The 17,619-nt window shown below is 61.5% G+C and carries 22 protein-coding genes; 12 read left to right on the top strand and 10 right to left on the bottom strand.

All coding sequences use genetic code 11. The features are described from left to right. Positions 1-3 precede the first annotated feature (3 nt). The 4 genes from V8Z65_RS18375 to V8Z65_RS18360 form a co-directional block, all read right to left on the bottom strand. On the bottom strand, positions 4-675 hold the full coding sequence (locus V8Z65_RS18375; RefSeq protein WP_338721636.1) for an RNA-binding protein: 672 nt from the start codon (positions 673-675) through the stop codon (positions 4-6). A 45-nt stretch (positions 676-720) separates the two neighbouring features. Continuing rightward, the gene (gene nusA / locus V8Z65_RS18370; protein WP_338721635.1) at positions 721-2,322 is read right to left on the bottom strand and encodes a transcription termination factor NusA; all 1,602 of its coding nucleotides are present in this window, start codon (positions 2,320-2,322) and stop codon (positions 721-723) included. 1 nt (position 2,323) lies between these two features. Next, positions 2,324-2,947: a ribosome maturation factor RimP gene (gene rimP, locus V8Z65_RS18365; protein WP_338721634.1), complete on the bottom strand. Its 624-nt coding sequence runs from the start codon at positions 2,945-2,947 to the stop codon at positions 2,324-2,326. Between the two features lie 146 nt (positions 2,948-3,093). Further along, a complete protein-coding gene (locus V8Z65_RS18360) occupies positions 3,094-3,759 on the bottom strand; it encodes an FAD-binding oxidoreductase (protein WP_338721633.1) in 666 nt (221 codons plus the stop codon). A gap of 243 nt (positions 3,760-4,002) precedes the next feature. Between V8Z65_RS18360 and V8Z65_RS18355 the strand changes: the two genes are divergently transcribed. Beyond that, positions 4,003-4,266, top strand: a complete 264-nt coding sequence (locus V8Z65_RS18355) for a PepSY domain-containing protein (RefSeq protein WP_338721631.1) — start codon at positions 4,003-4,005, stop codon at positions 4,264-4,266. Between the two features lie 55 nt (positions 4,267-4,321). Here the strand turns inward: V8Z65_RS18355 and V8Z65_RS18350 are convergent, their stop codons facing one another. From V8Z65_RS18350 to metK, 4 genes are all read right to left on the bottom strand, one after another. Further along, a complete protein-coding gene (locus tag V8Z65_RS18350) occupies positions 4,322-4,690 on the bottom strand; it encodes a helix-turn-helix domain-containing protein (protein WP_338721630.1) in 369 nt (122 codons plus the stop codon). Positions 4,691-4,786: 96 nt separating this feature from the next. Further along, positions 4,787-5,515, bottom strand: coding sequence for a tRNA (guanosine(46)-N7)-methyltransferase TrmB (trmB, locus tag V8Z65_RS18345; RefSeq protein WP_338721629.1), 729 nt, complete (start codon positions 5,513-5,515; stop codon positions 4,787-4,789). A gap of 66 nt (positions 5,516-5,581) precedes the next feature. Next, a complete protein-coding gene (locus V8Z65_RS18340; protein WP_338721628.1) occupies positions 5,582-6,529 on the bottom strand; it encodes a hypothetical protein in 948 nt (315 codons plus the stop codon). A 106-nt stretch (positions 6,530-6,635) separates the two neighbouring features. Continuing rightward, positions 6,636-7,907, bottom strand: coding sequence for a methionine adenosyltransferase (metK, locus tag V8Z65_RS18335; RefSeq protein ID WP_338721627.1), 1,272 nt, complete (start codon positions 7,905-7,907; stop codon positions 6,636-6,638). A gap of 239 nt (positions 7,908-8,146) precedes the next feature. Here metK and V8Z65_RS18330 point away from each other — a divergent pair, with 239 nt between their 5' ends. The 7 genes from V8Z65_RS18330 (at position 8,147) to ptsN (ending at position 13,678) form a co-directional block, all read left to right on the top strand. Then, positions 8,147-8,761: a ribonuclease D gene (locus V8Z65_RS18330; RefSeq protein WP_338721626.1), complete on the top strand. Its 615-nt coding sequence runs from the start codon at positions 8,147-8,149 to the stop codon at positions 8,759-8,761. Positions 8,762-8,775: 14 nt separating this feature from the next. Next, positions 8,776-9,429, top strand: coding sequence for a hypothetical protein (locus tag V8Z65_RS18325; RefSeq protein WP_338721625.1), 654 nt, complete (start codon positions 8,776-8,778; stop codon positions 9,427-9,429). Next, on the top strand, positions 9,426-9,887 hold the full coding sequence (locus tag V8Z65_RS18320) for an LptA/OstA family protein (protein ID WP_338721623.1): 462 nt from the start codon (positions 9,426-9,428) through the stop codon (positions 9,885-9,887). The genes V8Z65_RS18325 and V8Z65_RS18320 overlap by 4 nt, the downstream gene beginning before the upstream one ends. Next, on the top strand, positions 9,884-10,639 hold the full coding sequence (gene lptB / locus V8Z65_RS18315; RefSeq protein WP_338721621.1) for an LPS export ABC transporter ATP-binding protein: 756 nt from the start codon (positions 9,884-9,886) through the stop codon (positions 10,637-10,639). The genes V8Z65_RS18320 and lptB overlap by 4 nt, the downstream gene beginning before the upstream one ends. Before the next feature lie 131 nt (positions 10,640-10,770). Next, on the top strand, positions 10,771-12,300 hold the full coding sequence (gene rpoN / locus V8Z65_RS18310) for an RNA polymerase factor sigma-54 (protein ID WP_338721619.1): 1,530 nt from the start codon (positions 10,771-10,773) through the stop codon (positions 12,298-12,300). Positions 12,301-12,584: 284 nt separating this feature from the next. Next, a complete protein-coding gene (gene raiA, locus V8Z65_RS18305) occupies positions 12,585-13,163 on the top strand; it encodes a ribosome-associated translation inhibitor RaiA (RefSeq protein ID WP_338721618.1) in 579 nt (192 codons plus the stop codon). A 47-nt stretch (positions 13,164-13,210) separates the two neighbouring features. Continuing rightward, positions 13,211-13,678, top strand: a complete 468-nt coding sequence (gene ptsN, locus V8Z65_RS18300) for a PTS IIA-like nitrogen regulatory protein PtsN (protein WP_338721617.1) — start codon at positions 13,211-13,213, stop codon at positions 13,676-13,678. 90 nt (positions 13,679-13,768) lie between these two features. On the opposite strand, the gene V8Z65_RS18295 is transcribed toward ptsN, so the two are convergent. Beyond that, on the bottom strand, positions 13,769-14,053 hold the full coding sequence (locus V8Z65_RS18295) for a DUF1150 family protein (RefSeq protein ID WP_338721615.1): 285 nt from the start codon (positions 14,051-14,053) through the stop codon (positions 13,769-13,771). Between the two features lie 24 nt (positions 14,054-14,077). Continuing rightward, positions 14,078-14,497 (bottom strand): Hsp20 family protein, encoded by a 420-nt coding sequence (locus V8Z65_RS18290; protein WP_338721614.1) that lies wholly within the window; start codon positions 14,495-14,497, stop codon positions 14,078-14,080. A gap of 104 nt (positions 14,498-14,601) precedes the next feature. Between V8Z65_RS18290 and V8Z65_RS18285 the strand changes: the two genes are divergently transcribed. The 4 genes from V8Z65_RS18285 (at position 14,602) to pheS (ending at position 17,455) form a co-directional block, all read left to right on the top strand. Continuing rightward, positions 14,602-15,447: a glycosyltransferase family A protein gene (locus V8Z65_RS18285; RefSeq protein WP_338721613.1), complete on the top strand. Its 846-nt coding sequence runs from the start codon at positions 14,602-14,604 to the stop codon at positions 15,445-15,447. Positions 15,448-15,586: 139 nt separating this feature from the next. Next, complete coding sequence (gene rpmI / locus V8Z65_RS18280) at positions 15,587-15,787, top strand: 50S ribosomal protein L35 (protein ID WP_035084480.1); 201 nt, start codon at positions 15,587-15,589, stop codon at positions 15,785-15,787. A gap of 19 nt (positions 15,788-15,806) precedes the next feature. Further along, positions 15,807-16,208, top strand: coding sequence for a 50S ribosomal protein L20 (gene rplT / locus V8Z65_RS18275; RefSeq protein ID WP_338721609.1), 402 nt, complete (start codon positions 15,807-15,809; stop codon positions 16,206-16,208). A gap of 116 nt (positions 16,209-16,324) precedes the next feature. Further along, complete coding sequence (gene pheS / locus V8Z65_RS18270; RefSeq protein ID WP_338721608.1) at positions 16,325-17,455, top strand: phenylalanine--tRNA ligase subunit alpha; 1,131 nt, start codon at positions 16,325-16,327, stop codon at positions 17,453-17,455. Positions 17,456-17,619 lie beyond the last annotated feature (164 nt).

The raw sequence follows: 17,619 nt of genomic DNA, 5'->3' as shown, positions 1-17,619 counted from the left end.
TACCTATCGTCTTTCGTCCTGTTCGGCGGGCAAAAGCACACCGGACGCCGGGAGGCGGTCGATGTGGTTCTGCGTCGCTGGGGCGATGTAGCGGGCCAGTCTATTGGCCTTGTCCACCGCCGATTGGGCTGCCGCCCCTCTTGTGAGGGCAGCATGTATCACATTTTCCAGCCCAAGTGCCAAACCCATTTGCGCACTTGAGAGCAATTCGAAATGCGGCACGTCCGGACCGGTCAATCCGGCCTCGCGCCTGGCATGATTGAGGGCCTTTAAAGCCCCCAGCATCTTGTTGCGGCCATCCTCGGCCGCATCGCTGGCCGTCAATAGCGCCACGGCCTCGCCCGATTGCAGCGCCGTCTTGACCTTGGTGGCGCCGGTAACGAACTGACCCGCCTTGCGGGCCATGCCCAAAGCCGCAAGCAGCCGCTGCTCGAGCCGGGTCCGCGTCAGTTCGGCCAGATCGTCGGCCACCTCGACCTGCGCCTTGAGGCTGCGCGAAAAGGCCTTTTTCTTCACCGCCTCGGCGACCGCAGCCTGGCTCAGTGTAATCCAGACACCGCGGCCCTCGGCACGCGCCTCGACATCGGGCACGACCAGCCCATCGGGGCTGAGAACAAAACGCACCAAAGCCTCGACCGGCATTTCTGCCCGGGTCAAGGCACAGGTTCTAACCATTTGCGCGCTCCGGGCCAAGGCCGGTGCTCCCAAAAGGGGCGGTCCTTAGACCGCCGCCTCCTCGGATTGGCCCTCGCCATCGTCCTCGACGGCCAGGTCTTCGGCACTGATCCAGCCGGCCTTGATACGGGCCTGCATGATCATGTCCTCGGCTTCCTCGCGGGATACGGGGAAGTCCTTGAAAGTGCCTTCAAAGCGCTTGGTTTCACCATCCTTGCGTTCGGTCCAGCCGACCAGATCGTCGGCGGCACAGCCGGCGAAGTCCTCAACCGACTTAATGTCTTCCTGGCCCAGAGCCACCAGCATGGCGGCATTGAGACCGGCGATTTCATAGAGTTCGTCCTCGACGCCCAGCGCCTTGCGCTCGGCATCGAACTTGGCCTCGATCTCGGCCAGATATTCGGCCGCACGATTCTGGATCTCGGAGGCGGTTTCCTCGTCGAAGCCTTCAATCGAGGCAATTTCGTCGGGTTCAATATAGGCCAGTTCCTCAACCGAGGAGAAGCCTTCGGAAGCCAATAGCTGGGCAACCATCTCGTCAACGTCAAGGGCCTGCATGAACAGGGTCGAGCGTTCGGTGAATTCCTTCTGGCGCCGTTCGCTTTCTTCCTGCTCGGTCAGGATATCGATATCCCAGCCGATCAGCTGCGACGCGAGGCGCACATTCTGGCCACGGCGACCGATGGCCAGCGAGAGCTGTTCATCGGGCACAACCACTTCAATGCGCTCGGCCTGTTCGTCCAGAACCACCTTGGCCACATCGGCCGGCTGCAGGGCCGAAACCACGAGGTCGGCAATCGAATCGGTCCAGGGGATGATGTCGATCTTTTCGCCCTGAAGTTCAGCCACAACGGCCTGCACGCGCGAGCCGCGCATACCGACGCAGGCGCCGACCGGGTCGATCGAACTATCATTGGAGGTGACGGCGATCTTGGCGCGCGAACCCGGGTCGCGGGCAATCGAGCGGATGGTGATCACCCCATCATAGATTTCCGGCACTTCCTGCATGAACAGCTTGGCCATGAACTGAGGATGGGTGCGCGACAGGAAAATCTGCGGCCCGCGCTGTTCGCGGCGCACGTCGTAGATATAGGCGCGGACGCGGTCGCCATAGCGGAACATTTCGCGCGGGATCAATTCATCGCGACGGATAATGGCTTCGCCGCGCCCGAGATCGACGATGACATTGCCATATTCGACGCGCTTGACGCTGCCATTGACCACTTCGCCGACGCGGCCGGAATATTCCTCGAACATGCGGTCGCGCTCGGCGTCGCGCACCTTCTGGACGATGACCTGCTTGGCCGACTGGGCGGCGATACGGCCAAATTCCATGGGCGGCAGCGGCTCTGTCAAAAAGTCGCCCACCTTGGCGGTCGGGTTCTTGACCTGGGCCAGCTTGAGATTGACCTGGCGGGAGGGTTCTTCGACCTCATCGACGATTTCAAGCAGGCGCCACATGCGGGTTTCGCCCGAGCGCGGATTGATCTCGACCTTGATTTCGGTCTCGGCGCCATAGCGGCCCTTGGCCGCCTTTTCCATGGCGTCCTGCATGGCCTCGATCACGACCATGCGGTCGATATTCTTTTCGCGGGCGACGGAATCGGCAATCTGCAACAGCTCAAGGCGGTTCGCGCTAACGGCCATTTCAGTTGGTCTCCTTGGAGTCGTCATTGTCGGCGTATTCGACCGTTTCGGTCTCATCGTCGTCGATAGGGTGCAGCTCCTGGTCGGCACGGGCCATGTCCATGAGCTTGTCGGTCATCACCAGCTTGGCTTCGGCAATGGTGGAAAAAACCAGCTTGTGATCGGGATCGGTGCCGCCGGGCGCATCGGTCAGGCGGATGGTCACGCCCTCGTCATCGACGGCATGGATGTCGCCACGGAAGCGCTTGCGGCCATTGATCATGTCGGAGAGCTCGACCTTGGCCTCATGGCCGATAAAGCGCTCGTAATCGCGCTTGCGGACCAGCGGGCGATCAATGCCGGGCGAGGACACTTCAAGGTGATATTCGCGATCGATCGGGTCTTCCACGTCCAGCACCGGCGAAAGATCCTTGGAAAGGGTCTCGCAATCGGTGATGGTGAAGCGGCCGTTCTCGTCTTCGGCCATGATCTGCAGCGTGCAGCCGTTTTCCGGGGTGATCTTGACCCGGACCAGCGCAAAACCGAGATCATTGGCCACCGGCTCGACAATGCGGGAAATGCGGGCTTCCAGGCCCGTTTCCTTGATATAGCGCTTTTCGGTCAGGTCGAAAGCCAATTGGGTCATTCCAGTTTGGGCGGCAATGGCGGACGCAATGCCCGCCGATAAACAAAAAGAGCGGGGGCCGGTCAGGGCACCCACCCTCATATGAGAGCAATGATGTTGGCGTTCATATAGACCTCCCCGGGGGGAAAGGCAAGGCATGACGCCGCCTACTTCTCCCAGGTCACATTACCCACATCGGCGCCCGCCGCCTCGAGCAGGCCGCGCAGGTCCTTGACCATGGGGTCGGGGCCGCAGAGGTAAAAATTCTGATCCAGCTCGGGCACGTGCCGTTCCAGAAAGCCCGCATCGATCCGCTCCTGCAGCAGGGACGATTTGGGATCGTCCGTGACGGTCCAGAGCACGTCGAGCCCCGCCATGGCCTCGAATTCCTCGCGCAGGATAATGTCCTTTTCGGTGCGATTGGAGACGATCAGCCGATTGCCGGCGATTTTGCCGGTGGCGTTGAGATGGCGCAGAATGGCGATGAAGGGGGTAACCCCAGCGCCCCCGGCAATGAACGTGCCCGGCCCCTTATATTGAATGGTCCCCCAGACATCGCGCAGGATCAGCCTGTCGCCGGCGCCGAGCGACCAGAGCGCATTGGTCACACCATTGTGGTCGAAATAGCTTTTGATGGTGAATTCGAGACTGTCGGCATCGGGCAGGCAGGTAAAGGTGAAGGGGCGTTTCCTGTCCTGCCAGTCCGGCCGGTCGATGCTGACCTCGGTCGCCTGGCCGGGCGTGAAATGGTAATTTTTGGGCCGCTCCAGGCGATAGTGCCGGACATTGTGGGTCACGGGGATGGTATCGAGAATACGGACGCTGGTTTGCATCTTCTGGTCTCCTTTGCCTTGTCAATCTTCCGGCCCGGTCAAGGTTGCATGTGACGGTTTCATCAAATTCAGGAAGTTTCGCAAAGGAAACCGGGTTTCCTTCGAAATCCTTGATTTCCTTTGATAAACCTTCGGAGGCCAAGAGGCGATTTCAAGTGCAAAAAACTTGGAATCTGTCGCTTGCGGGGTCCGGTGGGGGTGCGCATTTGCTTTCTCGTTCACAACAGAAAGGATCATCCTCCCATGATCAAGAACAGTGTAATCGCCCTCGTTACCGCAACCGCCCTTCTGGGCGCCGCAGCACCGGCCATGGCCAACTCGCTGACTGGCGTGTCGGATAACGACTTTAACGAAGACTATGTGCTGGCCGAGCTTCAGCACCAGGGTATCAATGCTAGCAGCGTGGAAGAGTGGGGTTCGTCCTACTATATCGCTTTCGTCACCGACGAGACCGGCGCGCAGAAGATGCTCTATCTCGATCCCGACAGCCTCAAGGTCGTTCGCTGATCGACTTCAGAGCCCGGCGCCGCCAGACCATGGCGGCGCCCGAATCTTACTATCCTCAAGAGGATGCCCTGGCATCCATGGCGTCGAACAGGCGCCGGGCCTCTTCCACTGCCTGCCGGTTGCGCTGGGCAAAGCGATGAAAATCATCCGCCAGGCCCAGAAGCTCACGCCCCAGATCGGTCAGGTCATATTCCACCCGCGGCGGAATGGTCGCATAGGCGGTGCGGGTGATGAATCCGTCCCGCTCGAGCTCGCGCAGGGTCACGCTCAGTGATTTTTGCGGTACGCCGCCCATATTGCGGCGCAATTCGTTGAACCGCATCGTCCCGTCCCGCAATTGCACGATCACCACGAGCGTCCATTTGCTCGGCCGGACAACCAAGAGGTCGGAACCGGCATCGGGGACGTTTGACGACATGGACATGGCTCAACTCCGCGGGGCTTGCGCACCCGATATGGGTCGCATGCGCCCAAGGTCCAGAGGCCGGGCCGCAGAAACCTTATCAAGGTTGCCAGCGGGTTACACCGCCACGCGCGGAAAGCTGAAGTAGAAGCTGAGCATGCGCCCCTCGCGGCGGGCCTTCTGCTCATAGCGGGTGGGCTGCCAGCCGGCATAGGGCTGATGCCAATGTCCTGGACCCTGGGGCGCAAAGGCAAAGAGCGGCTCGCGCAGGATATGGGCCAGGGTCCAATTGGCGTAATCCTCGATATCGGTGGCGAAATTGAAGACACCACCGGGCCGGATCACGCGCGCCAACTGCGTGAGCGTGGTGGGCGAAACAAAGCGCCGCTTGTGATGCCGGGTCTTGGGCCAGGGATCGGGATAGAGCAGAAAAACTTCGTCCACCGAAGCGTCCGGCAGGGCCATGAGCAGCTTGAGCGCATCGTCGGTATAGAGCCGGACATTTTCGAGGCTACGCGCCTCGATGGCCTGCACCATCTTGCCGATGCCGCCGGTAAAAACCTCGCAGCCGATGAAACCGGTTTGGGGTTCTTCTTGGGCCTTTCGGGCCAGATGCTCGCCCCCGCCATAGCCGATCTCGATGACGATCCTTTTGGCATCTGGAAACAGGGTTTTGGGATCGAGCCTGTCTTCGAGCCGGATTTCAAAGCGCGGCAATATTTCGGCCACTTGCGCCTTTTGTCCGCCATGGAGCTTCTTGCCCGAGCGACGGCCAAAAAAGGCGCGCGGTTCGCCGGTTCGGGTCTGGGGCAGGGTTCTGGTCTCGGGCTTCATGGGCTTGCCCATAAACAAATGTCCGTTCGGCGACAAGCTGGACCGGCCTCGCGGTGCGGCGTCGGACAGGGGCTGTCGCTAGCGGCTCCGAAGCCGAAATGCGTCCGCGCGCAGAACTCGCAGCGCGATCAGCGTGATCCAGCGCGAGGGCTGCCCTGCCTTTTCCATGACGAAATGCTGGTCTCCTGCATGGGCGGCATTCACTGTCCACCGGCCATCCGGCCGGCGCGCCGCGATCACCCGGTCCAACGCCTCCTGCAGGCGGGCATCATAGGGTGCATGCGCCAATACCCAATGATCGAGTGCCCGCAGAATGTTGTATTTCCAGCGGAAGGGATAGGGAAAGCGCAGGAAGTCCGGGTGGATAACGGCTCCCGTATGGTCCGAACGGAACAGGCGGTGCATGAGCATGAACTCCCGTGACGATGCCATCGCGTCGCCGATTTCGGTTGCGCGCCAGCTATAGCCGGCCCCGAGAAACTGCTCGAACCCTTCCAGCACCGAGATTGTGCTGTGCAGCGAGGAGTGATGCGGCGCGGATCTGTTGGAGCGGCAGTTGAAGCCGCCATCCGGCATTTTCTCGCGCAACAGGAAATCCACCACGGAGGTCAACAAAGCCTCCGGCATGCCGAAATAGCTGGCATAGTTCAGCACCATGCCGGCCACGCACACGTCCGAATTGGCGATGGAGGCGCCCGGACCCATGCCGCCATCGCTCCGCTTTTCACGCTCGAGAATGGACAGGATGCTGTCCCGGATAGCGGGCGTTTGCGGGTCGATACCGAGATTTCTGAGGTCGAGCAGGGTGTAGTGGGACGAGGTCCATTTGGGCATATAGTAGCCGCGCCCCCAGCTCCCGTCGTGATTCTGTGCCGCCAGAAAGCGGGCACCCCACCCCTCGGTCGCGATGCGGGCCCTCAGGTCGGGCCTTTCCTCGTCCAACAGGTCGCGGCTCGTCTGATACTGAATGGCGACATCGCCGGCCATCAGCCAGTCGATCACCTCGTCTCGCGGCAGCCCAGCCATGATCCCGCACCCCCGCCCGCAAAGGCCAATCGGGATCAAGAATAGAAGCGTCCCCGCCCGGCGACAATGCGGGACGGGGACCGCTGGTTTTCATGCCATTGGCGGCCTAGGCGGCGACCTTCTCGCTCACCGCGGCCCTGAGCGCCTTGACCAGGTCCGTCTTCTCCCAGGAGAAGGAGCCGTCGCGACCCGCCTTGCGGCCGAAATGGCCATAGGACGAGGTCTTGGCATAGATGGGCTTATTGAGATCGAGATGGGTGCGGATGCCGCGCGGGGTCAGGTCCATGACCTCGGCCAGCGCCTTTTCCAGCACTGCCTCGTCCACCTTGCCGGTGCCGTGCAGGTCGACATAGATCGAGAGCGGCTTGGCGACGCCAATGGCATAGGAGAGCTGGATGGTGGCGCGATCGGCCAGACCCGCGGCAACCACATTCTTGGCGAGGTAGCGCGCGGCATAGGCGGCCGACCGATCCACCTTGGTGGGGTCCTTGCCCGAAAAGGCACCGCCGCCATGGGGGGCCGCACCGCCATAGGTATCGACAATGATCTTGCGGCCGGTCAGGCCCGCATCGCCATCGGGACCGCCAACGACAAATTTGCCGGTCGGATTGACATGCCAGACGGTCTGGTCATCGATCCAGCCTTCGGGCAGCGCCTCTCGGATATAGGGCTCGACAATCTTGCGGACGTCCGAGGAGGTCAGCGTCTCGTCCAGATGCTGGGTGGAGAGCACGATCTGGGTCACGCCAACGGGCTTGCCGTTTTCGTATCGCACCGTGACCTGGCTCTTGGCATCGGGGCCGAGCTTGCCGGCCGGGCCGTGATTGGCCTTGCGGGCCTCGGTCAGGGTCGCCAGGATCTTATGGGCATAATAGATCGGTGCGGGCAGCAATTCAGGGGTTTCGCGCGCGGCATAGCCGAACATGATGCCCTGGTCGCCGGCACCAACATCCTTATTGCCCGCTTCGTCCACGCCCACGGCAATGTCGGCGGACTGGCCATGGAGCAGCACATCGATACGGCAGGTCTTCCAGTGGAAGCCGGACTGCTCATAGCCGATAGAACGGATGGCCTTGCGGGCGGCGGATTTGAACTTGGATGGATTGACCACCGGATGGCCGGCGGCATCGGTCAGGATCTGCCCGTCCTTGCCCTTTTTGAGCAGGGTTTCGGGCACACGGACCTCGCCGGCAATGACCACACGATTGGTGGTGGCCAGGGTTTCGCAGGCAATGCGAACCTGGGCCGGGTCCATGCCGGCCTTCTTGGCCTCCTTGAACACCAGATCGACGATTTCGTCGGAAATGCGGTCGCAGACCTTGTCGGGATGCCCCTCGGAGACGGATTCCGAGGTAAAAAGATAATTGGAACGGGCCACGTTAAACCTCTTTGCAAGTGGCGAGGGCGCACGCGGAAGTGCGCGTGTCGGGACACAATTCCCGACACTTTCGGAAGCGTTTTTCGCAGGTCCGGGGCAACAAAGCAATAGCGATATAAAGAAAGCTTTATATCGATCCGGCACTCGAGCAGCAATTCATGCCCTCGGTCGCGCACATGCCTTTCCTTGGCCATCGCTCTGTGCCAAGGAAGGTCCGGCATTTTAGGAGCGACTTTATCATGGCCATCAGAGTGCATCGCGGCGATTTGCCCAATCTTTCCAATTATGGCCGCGAGGTCGCGATCGATACCGAGACCATGGGGCTTAATCCTCATCGGGACCGGCTCTGCGTGGTGCAGCTCTCGCCCGGCGATGGCAGCGCCGATGTGGTGCAAATCCCACAGGATGCGAGCGAGGCCCCCAATCTGGTCAAGCTGCTCAGCGATCCCGGTGTCACCAAGATTTTCCACTATGCGCGCTTCGATGTGGCGGTTCTGCAGAACCGTTTCGGCGTGGTGACCGGACCGGTCTATTGCACCAAGATCGCTTCGAAACTGGTGCGCACCTATACGGACCGGCATGGATTGAAGGACCTGGTGCGCGAGCTGTTGAGCGTGGATCTGTCCAAGCAGCAGCAAAGCTCGGACTGGGGCGGGGAGAAGCTCAGCGACGCGCAACTCGATTATGCCGCTTCGGACGTGCTTTACCTGCACGATCTCAAGCGGCATCTGGATCGCATGCTGGCCCGCGAAGGCCGGACCGAACTGGCCCAATCCTGTTTCGACTTCCTCAAGACCCGTTGTGCGCTGGACCTTATGGGCTGGGAAGAAACCGATATTTTCGCCCATAGCTGAGGCAAGCGGGAGACATGCCTGCGGCCAGCATTTCCCGCCGGACCTATGATCGCCTGCGCTGGCGCAATCGCCTGATCGGGCTGTTGCGGCTGGGCGTGCCGCTTGTCGGCAGCGCGATATTGGCGGGGCTGTTGGTGCAGATCTATCTCTCGAGCTTCACCGGCCGGTTCAGCATCGACCGGTTGAGCGTGACGCCCGAGGCCGTGGTCATAGACGCGCCCGAATATGTGGGCACATTGACCGATGGGTCCTCCTATCGCGTCTGGGCGGAAACGGCGCGGGCCCGCACAGAGCAAAGCGATCTCATCGACCTGTTCAATGCGCAATTGGTGCTGAACAGGGCCGATGGCGTGCAATTGACCATGCGGGCCGATGCCGCCCAGCTCGATACCACCAATCAATTGACGCTGGTGCCGGGGCCGGCAGAGGTTGCCGACAGCACCGGCACCACAGGCAGGCTCAACGATTCCGTTTTCGACTGGGCCAGCCAGATATTGACCAGCCGGGGCAAGGTCGCCATCGACTATGCCGATGGCTCCACCATCAGGGCCGAGGGCCTTACCTATGATGCCGCTGCGGTCGTCTGGACATTTTCCGGATCGGTCGTCACCCTGCCCGAAACGCCCGGCGAAGGGGACCCCGGCGCCACTGGAGAGATGACGCAATGAAACGCGGCTGGTTCGCAATCGTCCTGACGCTGTGCCTGCTTGCCGGCACCCCGGCGCTGGCACAAAGCCGGGTGGAAATCACCGCCGACCAGACGGTGATGAATGACGCGGCGCGCGAAGTGACCTTTACCGGCGATGTCGTGGTCGTGCATCCAAATGTGACGGTCTGGGCGCCCAAGGTTATCGCCACCTATGGCGAGGGCGGCACCACCGATATCAAGACCTTTGTGGCCACCGGCGGCCATGTGCGCCTCAAGACCAAGGACCAGGACGCCACCGGCGACCACGCCGTCTATACGCCCGGCGATCAATTGCTGCGCCTGACGGGCAAGGTGACGGTCAACAATGCCAGCGGCACGGTCAATGCGAGCGAATTGGTGGTCAATCTGGCCACCAGCATATCGACCTTTACCAGCTCTGGCGGCGGCCGGGTGACCGGGGTATTTACCGCACAATGAGTGAACCGGCGCGCCCCCGCATCGATCAGTCCGGCTGGCTGGTCGCCCATGGCCTGGCCAAGAGCTTTGGCAAGCGCGCGGTGGTGCGCGACGTGTCGCTGGCCGTCCGCAAGGGCGAGGCGGTGGGCCTTCTGGGCCCCAATGGCGCCGGCAAGACCACGGTTTTCACCATGATCATGGGCCTGGTCAAACCCAATGCCGGCAAAATCCTGCTCGATGGACTCGATATTACAAGGTTGCCGCTGTTCCAGCGCGGACAATTGGGTATCGGCTATCTACCCCAGGAACCTTCGATCTTTCGCGGGCTGACAGTCACCGGCAATATCATGGCGGTGCTGGAAAACACCGTGCGCGACAAGGCCGAGCGCAGGCGCCGGCTCGAGGCGCTGCTGGAAGAATTTTCCATCACCCATATCGCCAAGTCCAATGCGCTGGCCCTGTCCGGCGGGGAGCGCCGCCGCGTCGAGATCGCCAGGGCCCTGGCCGCCGATCCGGGTTTCATGCTGCTCGACGAGCCCTTTGCCGGGGTCGATCCCATTGCAGTGGCCGAGGTCAAGGGCCTTGTGCGGCAATTGACCCAGCGCGGCATTGGCGTCTTGATCACCGACCATGCCGTGCGCGAAACGCTGGGCCTGGTGGACCGGGCCTATCTCATCCATGGCGGCAAGGTGATGATCCAGGGCAAGCCCGAAACCATCTCTGCCGATCCCGAAGCCCGCCGCGTCTATCTGGGCGAGAGTTTTTCGATCTGAGGCCGAGTCTGCCCGGCCCCTCCGGTATGGATTTGGCACGAAACTTGCCGAGATGACGGTTTTGAGTCATGGTCCGGGCGGGAAGCAGCCGTAAGCGGCTGGAAATATTTGCACATAAAGGCCTGTAACGTATGGCGCTGTCGCCACGGCTGGAGTTTCGTCAGTCTCAAAACCTGACCCTGACGCCGCAGCTCATGCAGTCGATCCGGCTGCTGCAGCTCAGCCATCTCGAACTCAACGATTTCGTCGATGCCGAATTGCTGCGCAATCCGATCCTGGAGCGCGAGGAAGGCGGACCGGACGAGCACGAGCCCGCCGAGGCGCCCGAAAAGCGCACCGAGATGAGCGCCTATGAGGATACGGTGGCCCAGGGCGAACGCATCAAGGATGCCGACCAGATTGCCGAGGGCTATGACACCTCGGTCGACAATGTGTTTCCCGATGCCGGACAGGAGCATGGCCGCGCCGCCGGACCCGACCGCAATGGCACATTCGAGGGCGGGGAAGCACCCGATCTTGATCAATATATCGCCAGCCGGCCGCGCCTTTCCGATCATCTGGAAGCCCAGGCCCATATGCTCCTGCGCACGCCGGCCGACCGGTTGATCGCCCAGCACCTGATCGACGGCATCAACGAGGCCGGCTATCTGGTGGTGGAGCTGGAGGCCATTGCCGAGCTCCTGGGCGCCGAGCTGGCCGATGTGGAAGCGGTGCTCGAAGCTATGCAGAGCTGCGACCCGGTGGGGGTTTTCGCGCGCGACGTGGCCGAATGCCTTTCCATCCAATTGCGTGAGCGCGACCGGCTCGATCCGATCATGCAAAAGCTGATCGCCAACCTGCCGCTACTGGCCGAGCACAATATGCCGGCGCTGCTCAAGGCCGTGGGCTGCGACCGCGAAGATCTCAGCGACATGCTGGCCGAACTCAAGCTGCTCGATCCGCGCCCCGGCCTGGCCTTTGACAGCGGCCCGGTCGAGGCGGTGGTGCCTGACGTTTTCGTGCGCGCCGGCCCCGATGGCGGCTGGCAGATCGAGCTCAATACCGAGGTTTTGCCGCGGGTTCTGGTCAACCGCGTCTATTATGCCAGCGTATCGAAAAAGACCCGCGACGCGGCCGAAAAGACCTTTCTGACGGACTGCCTCAACACCGCCAATTGGCTGACCAAGAGCCTGGACCAGCGCGCCCAGACCATTACCAAGGTGGCCGCGGAAATCGTGCGCCAGCAGGACGGGTTTCTGACCCATGGCGTGGCCCATCTCAAGCCCATGACCTTGAAGACGGTGGCCGAGGCCATCGACATGCATGAATCCACTGTCAGCCGCGTCACCTCGAACAAATATATGGCCACGCCACGCGGCCTTTATGAGATGAAATATTTCTTCACCACCGCCATCGCCTCGGCGACCGGCGGCGGCGATCATTCTGCCGAAGCCGTGCGGCACAGGATCAAGCAGCTCATCGATGCCGAACCGGCCAATGATATTTTGTCCGACGATACGATTGCCGAAATGCTGCGCAAGGAGCAGGGGATCGATGTGGCGCGGCGCACAGTGGCCAAATATCGCGAGGGGATGAATATCCCTTCCTCGGTGATCCGGCGGCGGCAGAAGAAGGACTTTGACGCGGCGGCGCGTAAATTGGCACCAGTGGAGCGAATGTAGCCGGGAAGGCCATGCAGGCCGCGCGCCAATGGCCGGACGCGCCCCGCCCAGGCAGGGCCTCAAATCATCCGAGCGGAACGGTAAGTGGCAGGCTTGCGGCTGTCACGCCTTTTGTTGCGTCTTTGGCATGCGGATGCGCATGGACAGCCCTCTTGGCCGGGTCTAGCATCCCGATTGTCGGCACCCCATCTATGGGCTGTCGGCAGACGCAGGTCCCGTAAAAGCCGGGAAGCGGCTTTTCGGAACTCTCGTGTCGAGCCAAACGACCGAAAGGAACAAGAGCCATGACCCTACGCGTATCGGGAAAGAACATGGATGTCGGCGAAGCCCTCCGGGGCAAGGCGGAGGAGCATTTCGCCTCTGTCGTCGGGAAATATTTCGACGGCGGTTATGACGGCCATCTCACCCTGACACCGGACGGTATCGGTTTTCGCGCCGACTGCGTGGTGCACCTGGATTCGGGTGCCACGCTGCAGGCCAGCGCCCAGGCGGGCGACGCCACCAGCGCCTTTGAAGTCATGGCGCTCAATATCGAAAAACGCCTCCGCCGCTACAATCGCAAGCTCAAACAGCACCGCAAGGGCAATGGAGCCAATGGCGTGGATGGATTGACCGCGCAATATACCGTGTTCGGGGCCACCGACGCCTTCGACGAGCTGGACGAGGATTATGCGCCCGCCGTGATTGCCGAAACCACGAAAAATCTACGGCAGATGAGCGTTGAAGAAGCGGTGATGGAGCTCGATTTCTCTGGACAACAGGTCGTGATGTTCCGCCACGCTGGACATGGCGGGCTGAATGTGGTCTACCGCCGCGCAGACGGCAATATCGGCTGGGTCGACCCGGCCTTGAGTGCGAATTGACGGGCGCTCTAGACGCCGAACCGCTTGGTAGATCCTAAGGCAGATTTATGGAATTGGCCGATATTCTGGCAAAGCACGCCGTGCTGACTTGCACAGGCGTGTCCAACAAACGCCAGATCTTTGATATTCTTGCACAAAAGGCCGCAGAACTGACTGCATTTCCTGCCAGTCAAATCCTTTCGACCCTATTGGGCCGGGAGGAGCTTGGCTCGACCGGGCTGGGCAATGGCATTGCCATTCCGCATGGCAAAATCCAGGGGCTGAACGGGGTGACCGCGGTCTTTGCGCGGCTCGACGAGCCCATCGATTTCGATTCGGTCGACGATCAGCCGGTGGACCTGGTGGTCATGCTACTGGCACCTGTGGGTGCCGGTGCCGATCATTTGAAGGCCCTTTCGCGCGTGGCACGCCTGTTGCGCACCGAGAGCGTGACGGATCAATTGCGCGCGGAAACCGATCCCGAGCAGTTGCACGCCATTCTCACGCGGCCGGTCGAAGGCAGTTTTGCCGCCTGAGCCCTCGGGCGCCGCAACGGAAGATAACAAAGAACCCCCGCAGCCCGGCTGTGGGGGTTTTGTTCGTTTTGCTTCTGGTGCCGGGTGGGCTCAGTGCAGGGTGGCCACGCCGATATTCTGCTCGCCCAGCCATTCGCTTACCGCCTCGGTGCTATCGGCGACCATCAAAGGCGTACCATCGGCCGACATCACCAATTGATAAAGCGTGGTGCTATCGAATTGGGCATCAGCGATCAGGCCCGAGAGCATGAGGCCCGAAACCGGCCTGATATAGGCGACTGCGTCGCCCCCCAAAGCTGCGAATTGCGCGCGCGTCAGGTCCTTGAGCGGGTTTGCGGCATCCATGGCCGCTTCGCTATTGCGCTTGTCCATCATGTGTCGGCCCTTTCTTCTTTTTCCTCAAACTGAGCGAATATCGATCTGTCGGGCGATCCTGGGCGCGCGGGGGCGCTCCAATATAATAACGAGCATACCATGTCCCAGAGTTGCATCTTTGACCTGCATGCCGTCGGCAAGCAGAAAGTTGCGCTGGAATTGGCGGGTCGCAATGCCGCGATGCAGGAAATCGCGACCCGGCTCGTCCTTCTGGCGGCCGCGCACCTGCAATTGGTTGTCCTCCACACTCACCTCGAGATCGGATTGAGCAAATCCGGCCACGGCAATGGAAACCTGGAACCTTTCGGCTCCGTCCTCGCCCGTGGTGCGTTCGATATTATAGGGAGGATAGCCCTCCGCCGACCGGGCCAGCCGATCGATGCGCTCCTCGAAACTGTCAAAGCCGAGGAGAAAGGGGGCGGAAAACACCGAGATACGCGACATCAAAAGCGTCCTTGAGCATCAAGCAACGTTCGGTTCGAGACCCTTAAACTCTGGCATCGCAAACCTGTCAGAGATATGGGTCAGACCTGCTCAAGGTTCAAGTCATGTCCAAAACCGTCGCCATTGTCACACCCGCCTATAAGGCGCAATCCACCCTGACCACCACGGTCAGGAGCGTCCTCGACCAGACCCATCAGGATTGGCAGCACTGGATCGTGGCCGATGACGGTTTCGATTATGGCGCCTTTATCCATGAACAGGGGCTGAATGATCCGCGTCAGGTGTTCCTCACCAGCGGCGGCATCGGTCGCGGCGCCTCCGTCACTCGTAATGTGGCGCTTGAGCGGCTCGATACGCCCTATGGCGCCATTCTCGATGCCGACGACCGGCTGAAACCGCAAAAGCTGGAACTGGCGGTCGCGGCTCTGGACGAGTTCGGCATTGTCACCAGCGCGCTCGACGTCATGACCGATGGTTTTGAGCATCTGCGCTATGTCGGGGACGGCCCGGACCGCGTGCTGACCCCGGGCGAACACAAATGGGTGAGCCTTTCCATGGACGCCATGGTGGTCTGGGACCGGCGGCGGGGCGACGGGCGGTTCGATCCCGATATGAGCAATATGACCGACCTCGAATTCCTGCTGCAGCTCTACCGGACCAATCCTCGGAGCTACCATCTGGGCGAGCCGCTGCATGACTATATCAAGCGCGACGGCTCGATGAGCAATTCGAAAGATGTCGCCGCGGGGATGATCGTCTCGAAACGCGAAATCCATCGGCGTCTGCTGGCCGGCCATTACGGTGTGGGCGAAGAGGATGTGGCCGGACTTATCGGCTTTCTCAATGTCTCGATTGCCGCCGAGGCCGCCTATGGCGCTGCATTGGCAGCCCGGCCGGGGCTCTTGTTCGAGGACCATATCGAGCCCATGCTGCACCAGGCGCGGCAATAGCGCCGGCAAGGCTTGCCTTTCCCCGCCATTCCCCCTATAGAGCGCCATCTCCGGACCGCCCGGCCAAAAGGCATGCCGTGGCGGTCTTTGAAAGCGAAGGCTCGTAAGAGCCGGATCAAGACCAATAAGGACCCGCAAAATGCCCAAGATGAAGACCAAGTCCGGCGCCAAGAAGCGTTTCAGCTTCACCGCCTCGGGTAAGGTGAAGGCCGGCGTTGCCGGCAAGCGCCACCGCCTGATCAGCCACAACGCCAAGTACATCCGCACCAACCGCGGCACCAAGATCCTGTCCAAGGGCGACGAGGGTCTGGTGAAGTGGTACATGCCGTACAACCGCTAAGCTGGAAGGACACTGAACAATGGCACGCGTTAAGAGGGGCGTAACCGCCCACGCTCGTCACAAGAAGGTCTTGAAGGCCGCCGAGGGCTATTATGGCCGTCGTAAATCCACGATCCGTATCGCCAAGCAGGCCGTCGAAAAGGCCGGCCAGTACGCCTATCGCGATCGTCGCGTCAAGAAGCGCAATTTCCGCGCTCTGTGGATCCAGCGTATCAACGCTGCCGTCCGCGATCACGGCCTGACCTATAACCGATTTATCGACGGCCTCAGCAAGGCTGAGGTTGCTGTCGACCGCAAGGTGCTGTCCGATCTCGCGATCACCCAGCCCGAAGCGTTCGCAGCCCTGGTCGCAAAGGCCAAGGCAGCGCTGGCGTATCTGGAAAGCGTGGACTCTGTAACCCACGCCCGCGTCACCGCCTAAGCACCCCAGCCCGCTGAGGTCAAAAATTGCGCCTTGCGCCGCCCGAGAGGGCTGGCGCAGGGCGTTTTGTTTTGGTCTAACACCGCCCGCAGCCCGTCCGAATTCGAGAACTCTCCATGTCGCTAGAAGCCCAGATCGAAACCCTGCGCACCGAACTGTCCTCAGCCATAGCTGCCGCCGACAATGAGGCCGCACTCGACACCGTGCGCGTCTCGGCCCTGGGCAAGAAGGGATCTGTCTCCGCGCTCCTCGCCACGCTCGGTTCCATGGCCCCCGAAGAGCGCAAGAGCGCCGGCCCGGCCATCAACGGCCTCAAAAATGAAATCGCAGGGCTCATTGACGCGCGCAGCACGGAATTGAAGGCCGCAGCCCTCGAAGCCCGTCTGGCCGCTGAAACGGTCGACGTTACCCTGCCCTTGAAGCCCGCGCCGACGGCACGTGGCCGCGTTCACCCGATCTCCCAGACCATTGACGAGATTACCGCGATCTTTTCGGATATGGGCTTCTCGATCGCCGAAGGGCCCGATATCGAGACCGACTATTTCAATTTCACCGCGCTCAACTTCCCCGAAGGCCATCCGGCGCGCGAAATGCACGACACTTTCTTCATGAAGCCCGGCCCGGACGGGGTGAAGAAGGTGCTGCGCACCCATACCTCGCCGGTGCAGGTGCGCGTCATGCAAAAGACCAATGAAAAGCCGGCCGCGCCCTATATCACCCCGGCCATGGACCCGCCGATCCGCGTGGTCATGCCCGGTCGCACCTATCGCAATGATAGCGACCAGACGCACACGCCCATGTTCCACCAGGTGGAAGGGCTGGTCATCGACAAGTCGAGCCATATCGGCCAGCTCCGCTGGGTGCTCGAGGAGTTCCTGAAGGCCTTCTTCGAAGTGCCGAGCGTGACCCTCCGGTTCCGCCCGAGCTTCTTCCCCTTCACCGAGCCCTCGATGGAAGTGGACGTGCAGTGCGACCGCTCCGGCTCCGAGGTGAAGATCGGCGAAGGCAATGACTGGCTCGAAATCCTGGGCTGCGGCATGGTTCACCCGAACGTCATCCGCAATGCCGGGCTCGATCCGGATGTTTATCAGGGCTTTGCCTGGGGCATCGGCATCGACCGCATCGCCATGCTCAAATATGGCATGCCGGATCTCCGCGCCTTCTTCGACGCCGACCAGCGCTGGCTCGACCATTACGGTTTCCGCCCGCTCGACCTGCCGACCCTGTTCGGGGGGCTGAGCAGCTAAGATGCCGACAGGTCAACCCATTCTCTGGGCTCCTGCGTCTCCCTCCCCCTTGTGGGGAGGGACGGCGCGCAGCGCCAAGGGTGGGGGTGTCTCGCCGCAGACACTGTGCTTGTGGCCTACCCCCACCCTCATTCCCTCCCCACAAGGGGGAGGGAGGCGATGGG

It is taken from the genome of Devosia sp. XK-2 (assembly GCF_037113415.1).
Lineage (GTDB): Bacteria > Pseudomonadota > Alphaproteobacteria > Rhizobiales > Devosiaceae > Devosia.
Note: the sequence above shows the minus strand (reverse complement) of the source record. Positions and strands in the feature narration are given on the sequence as shown.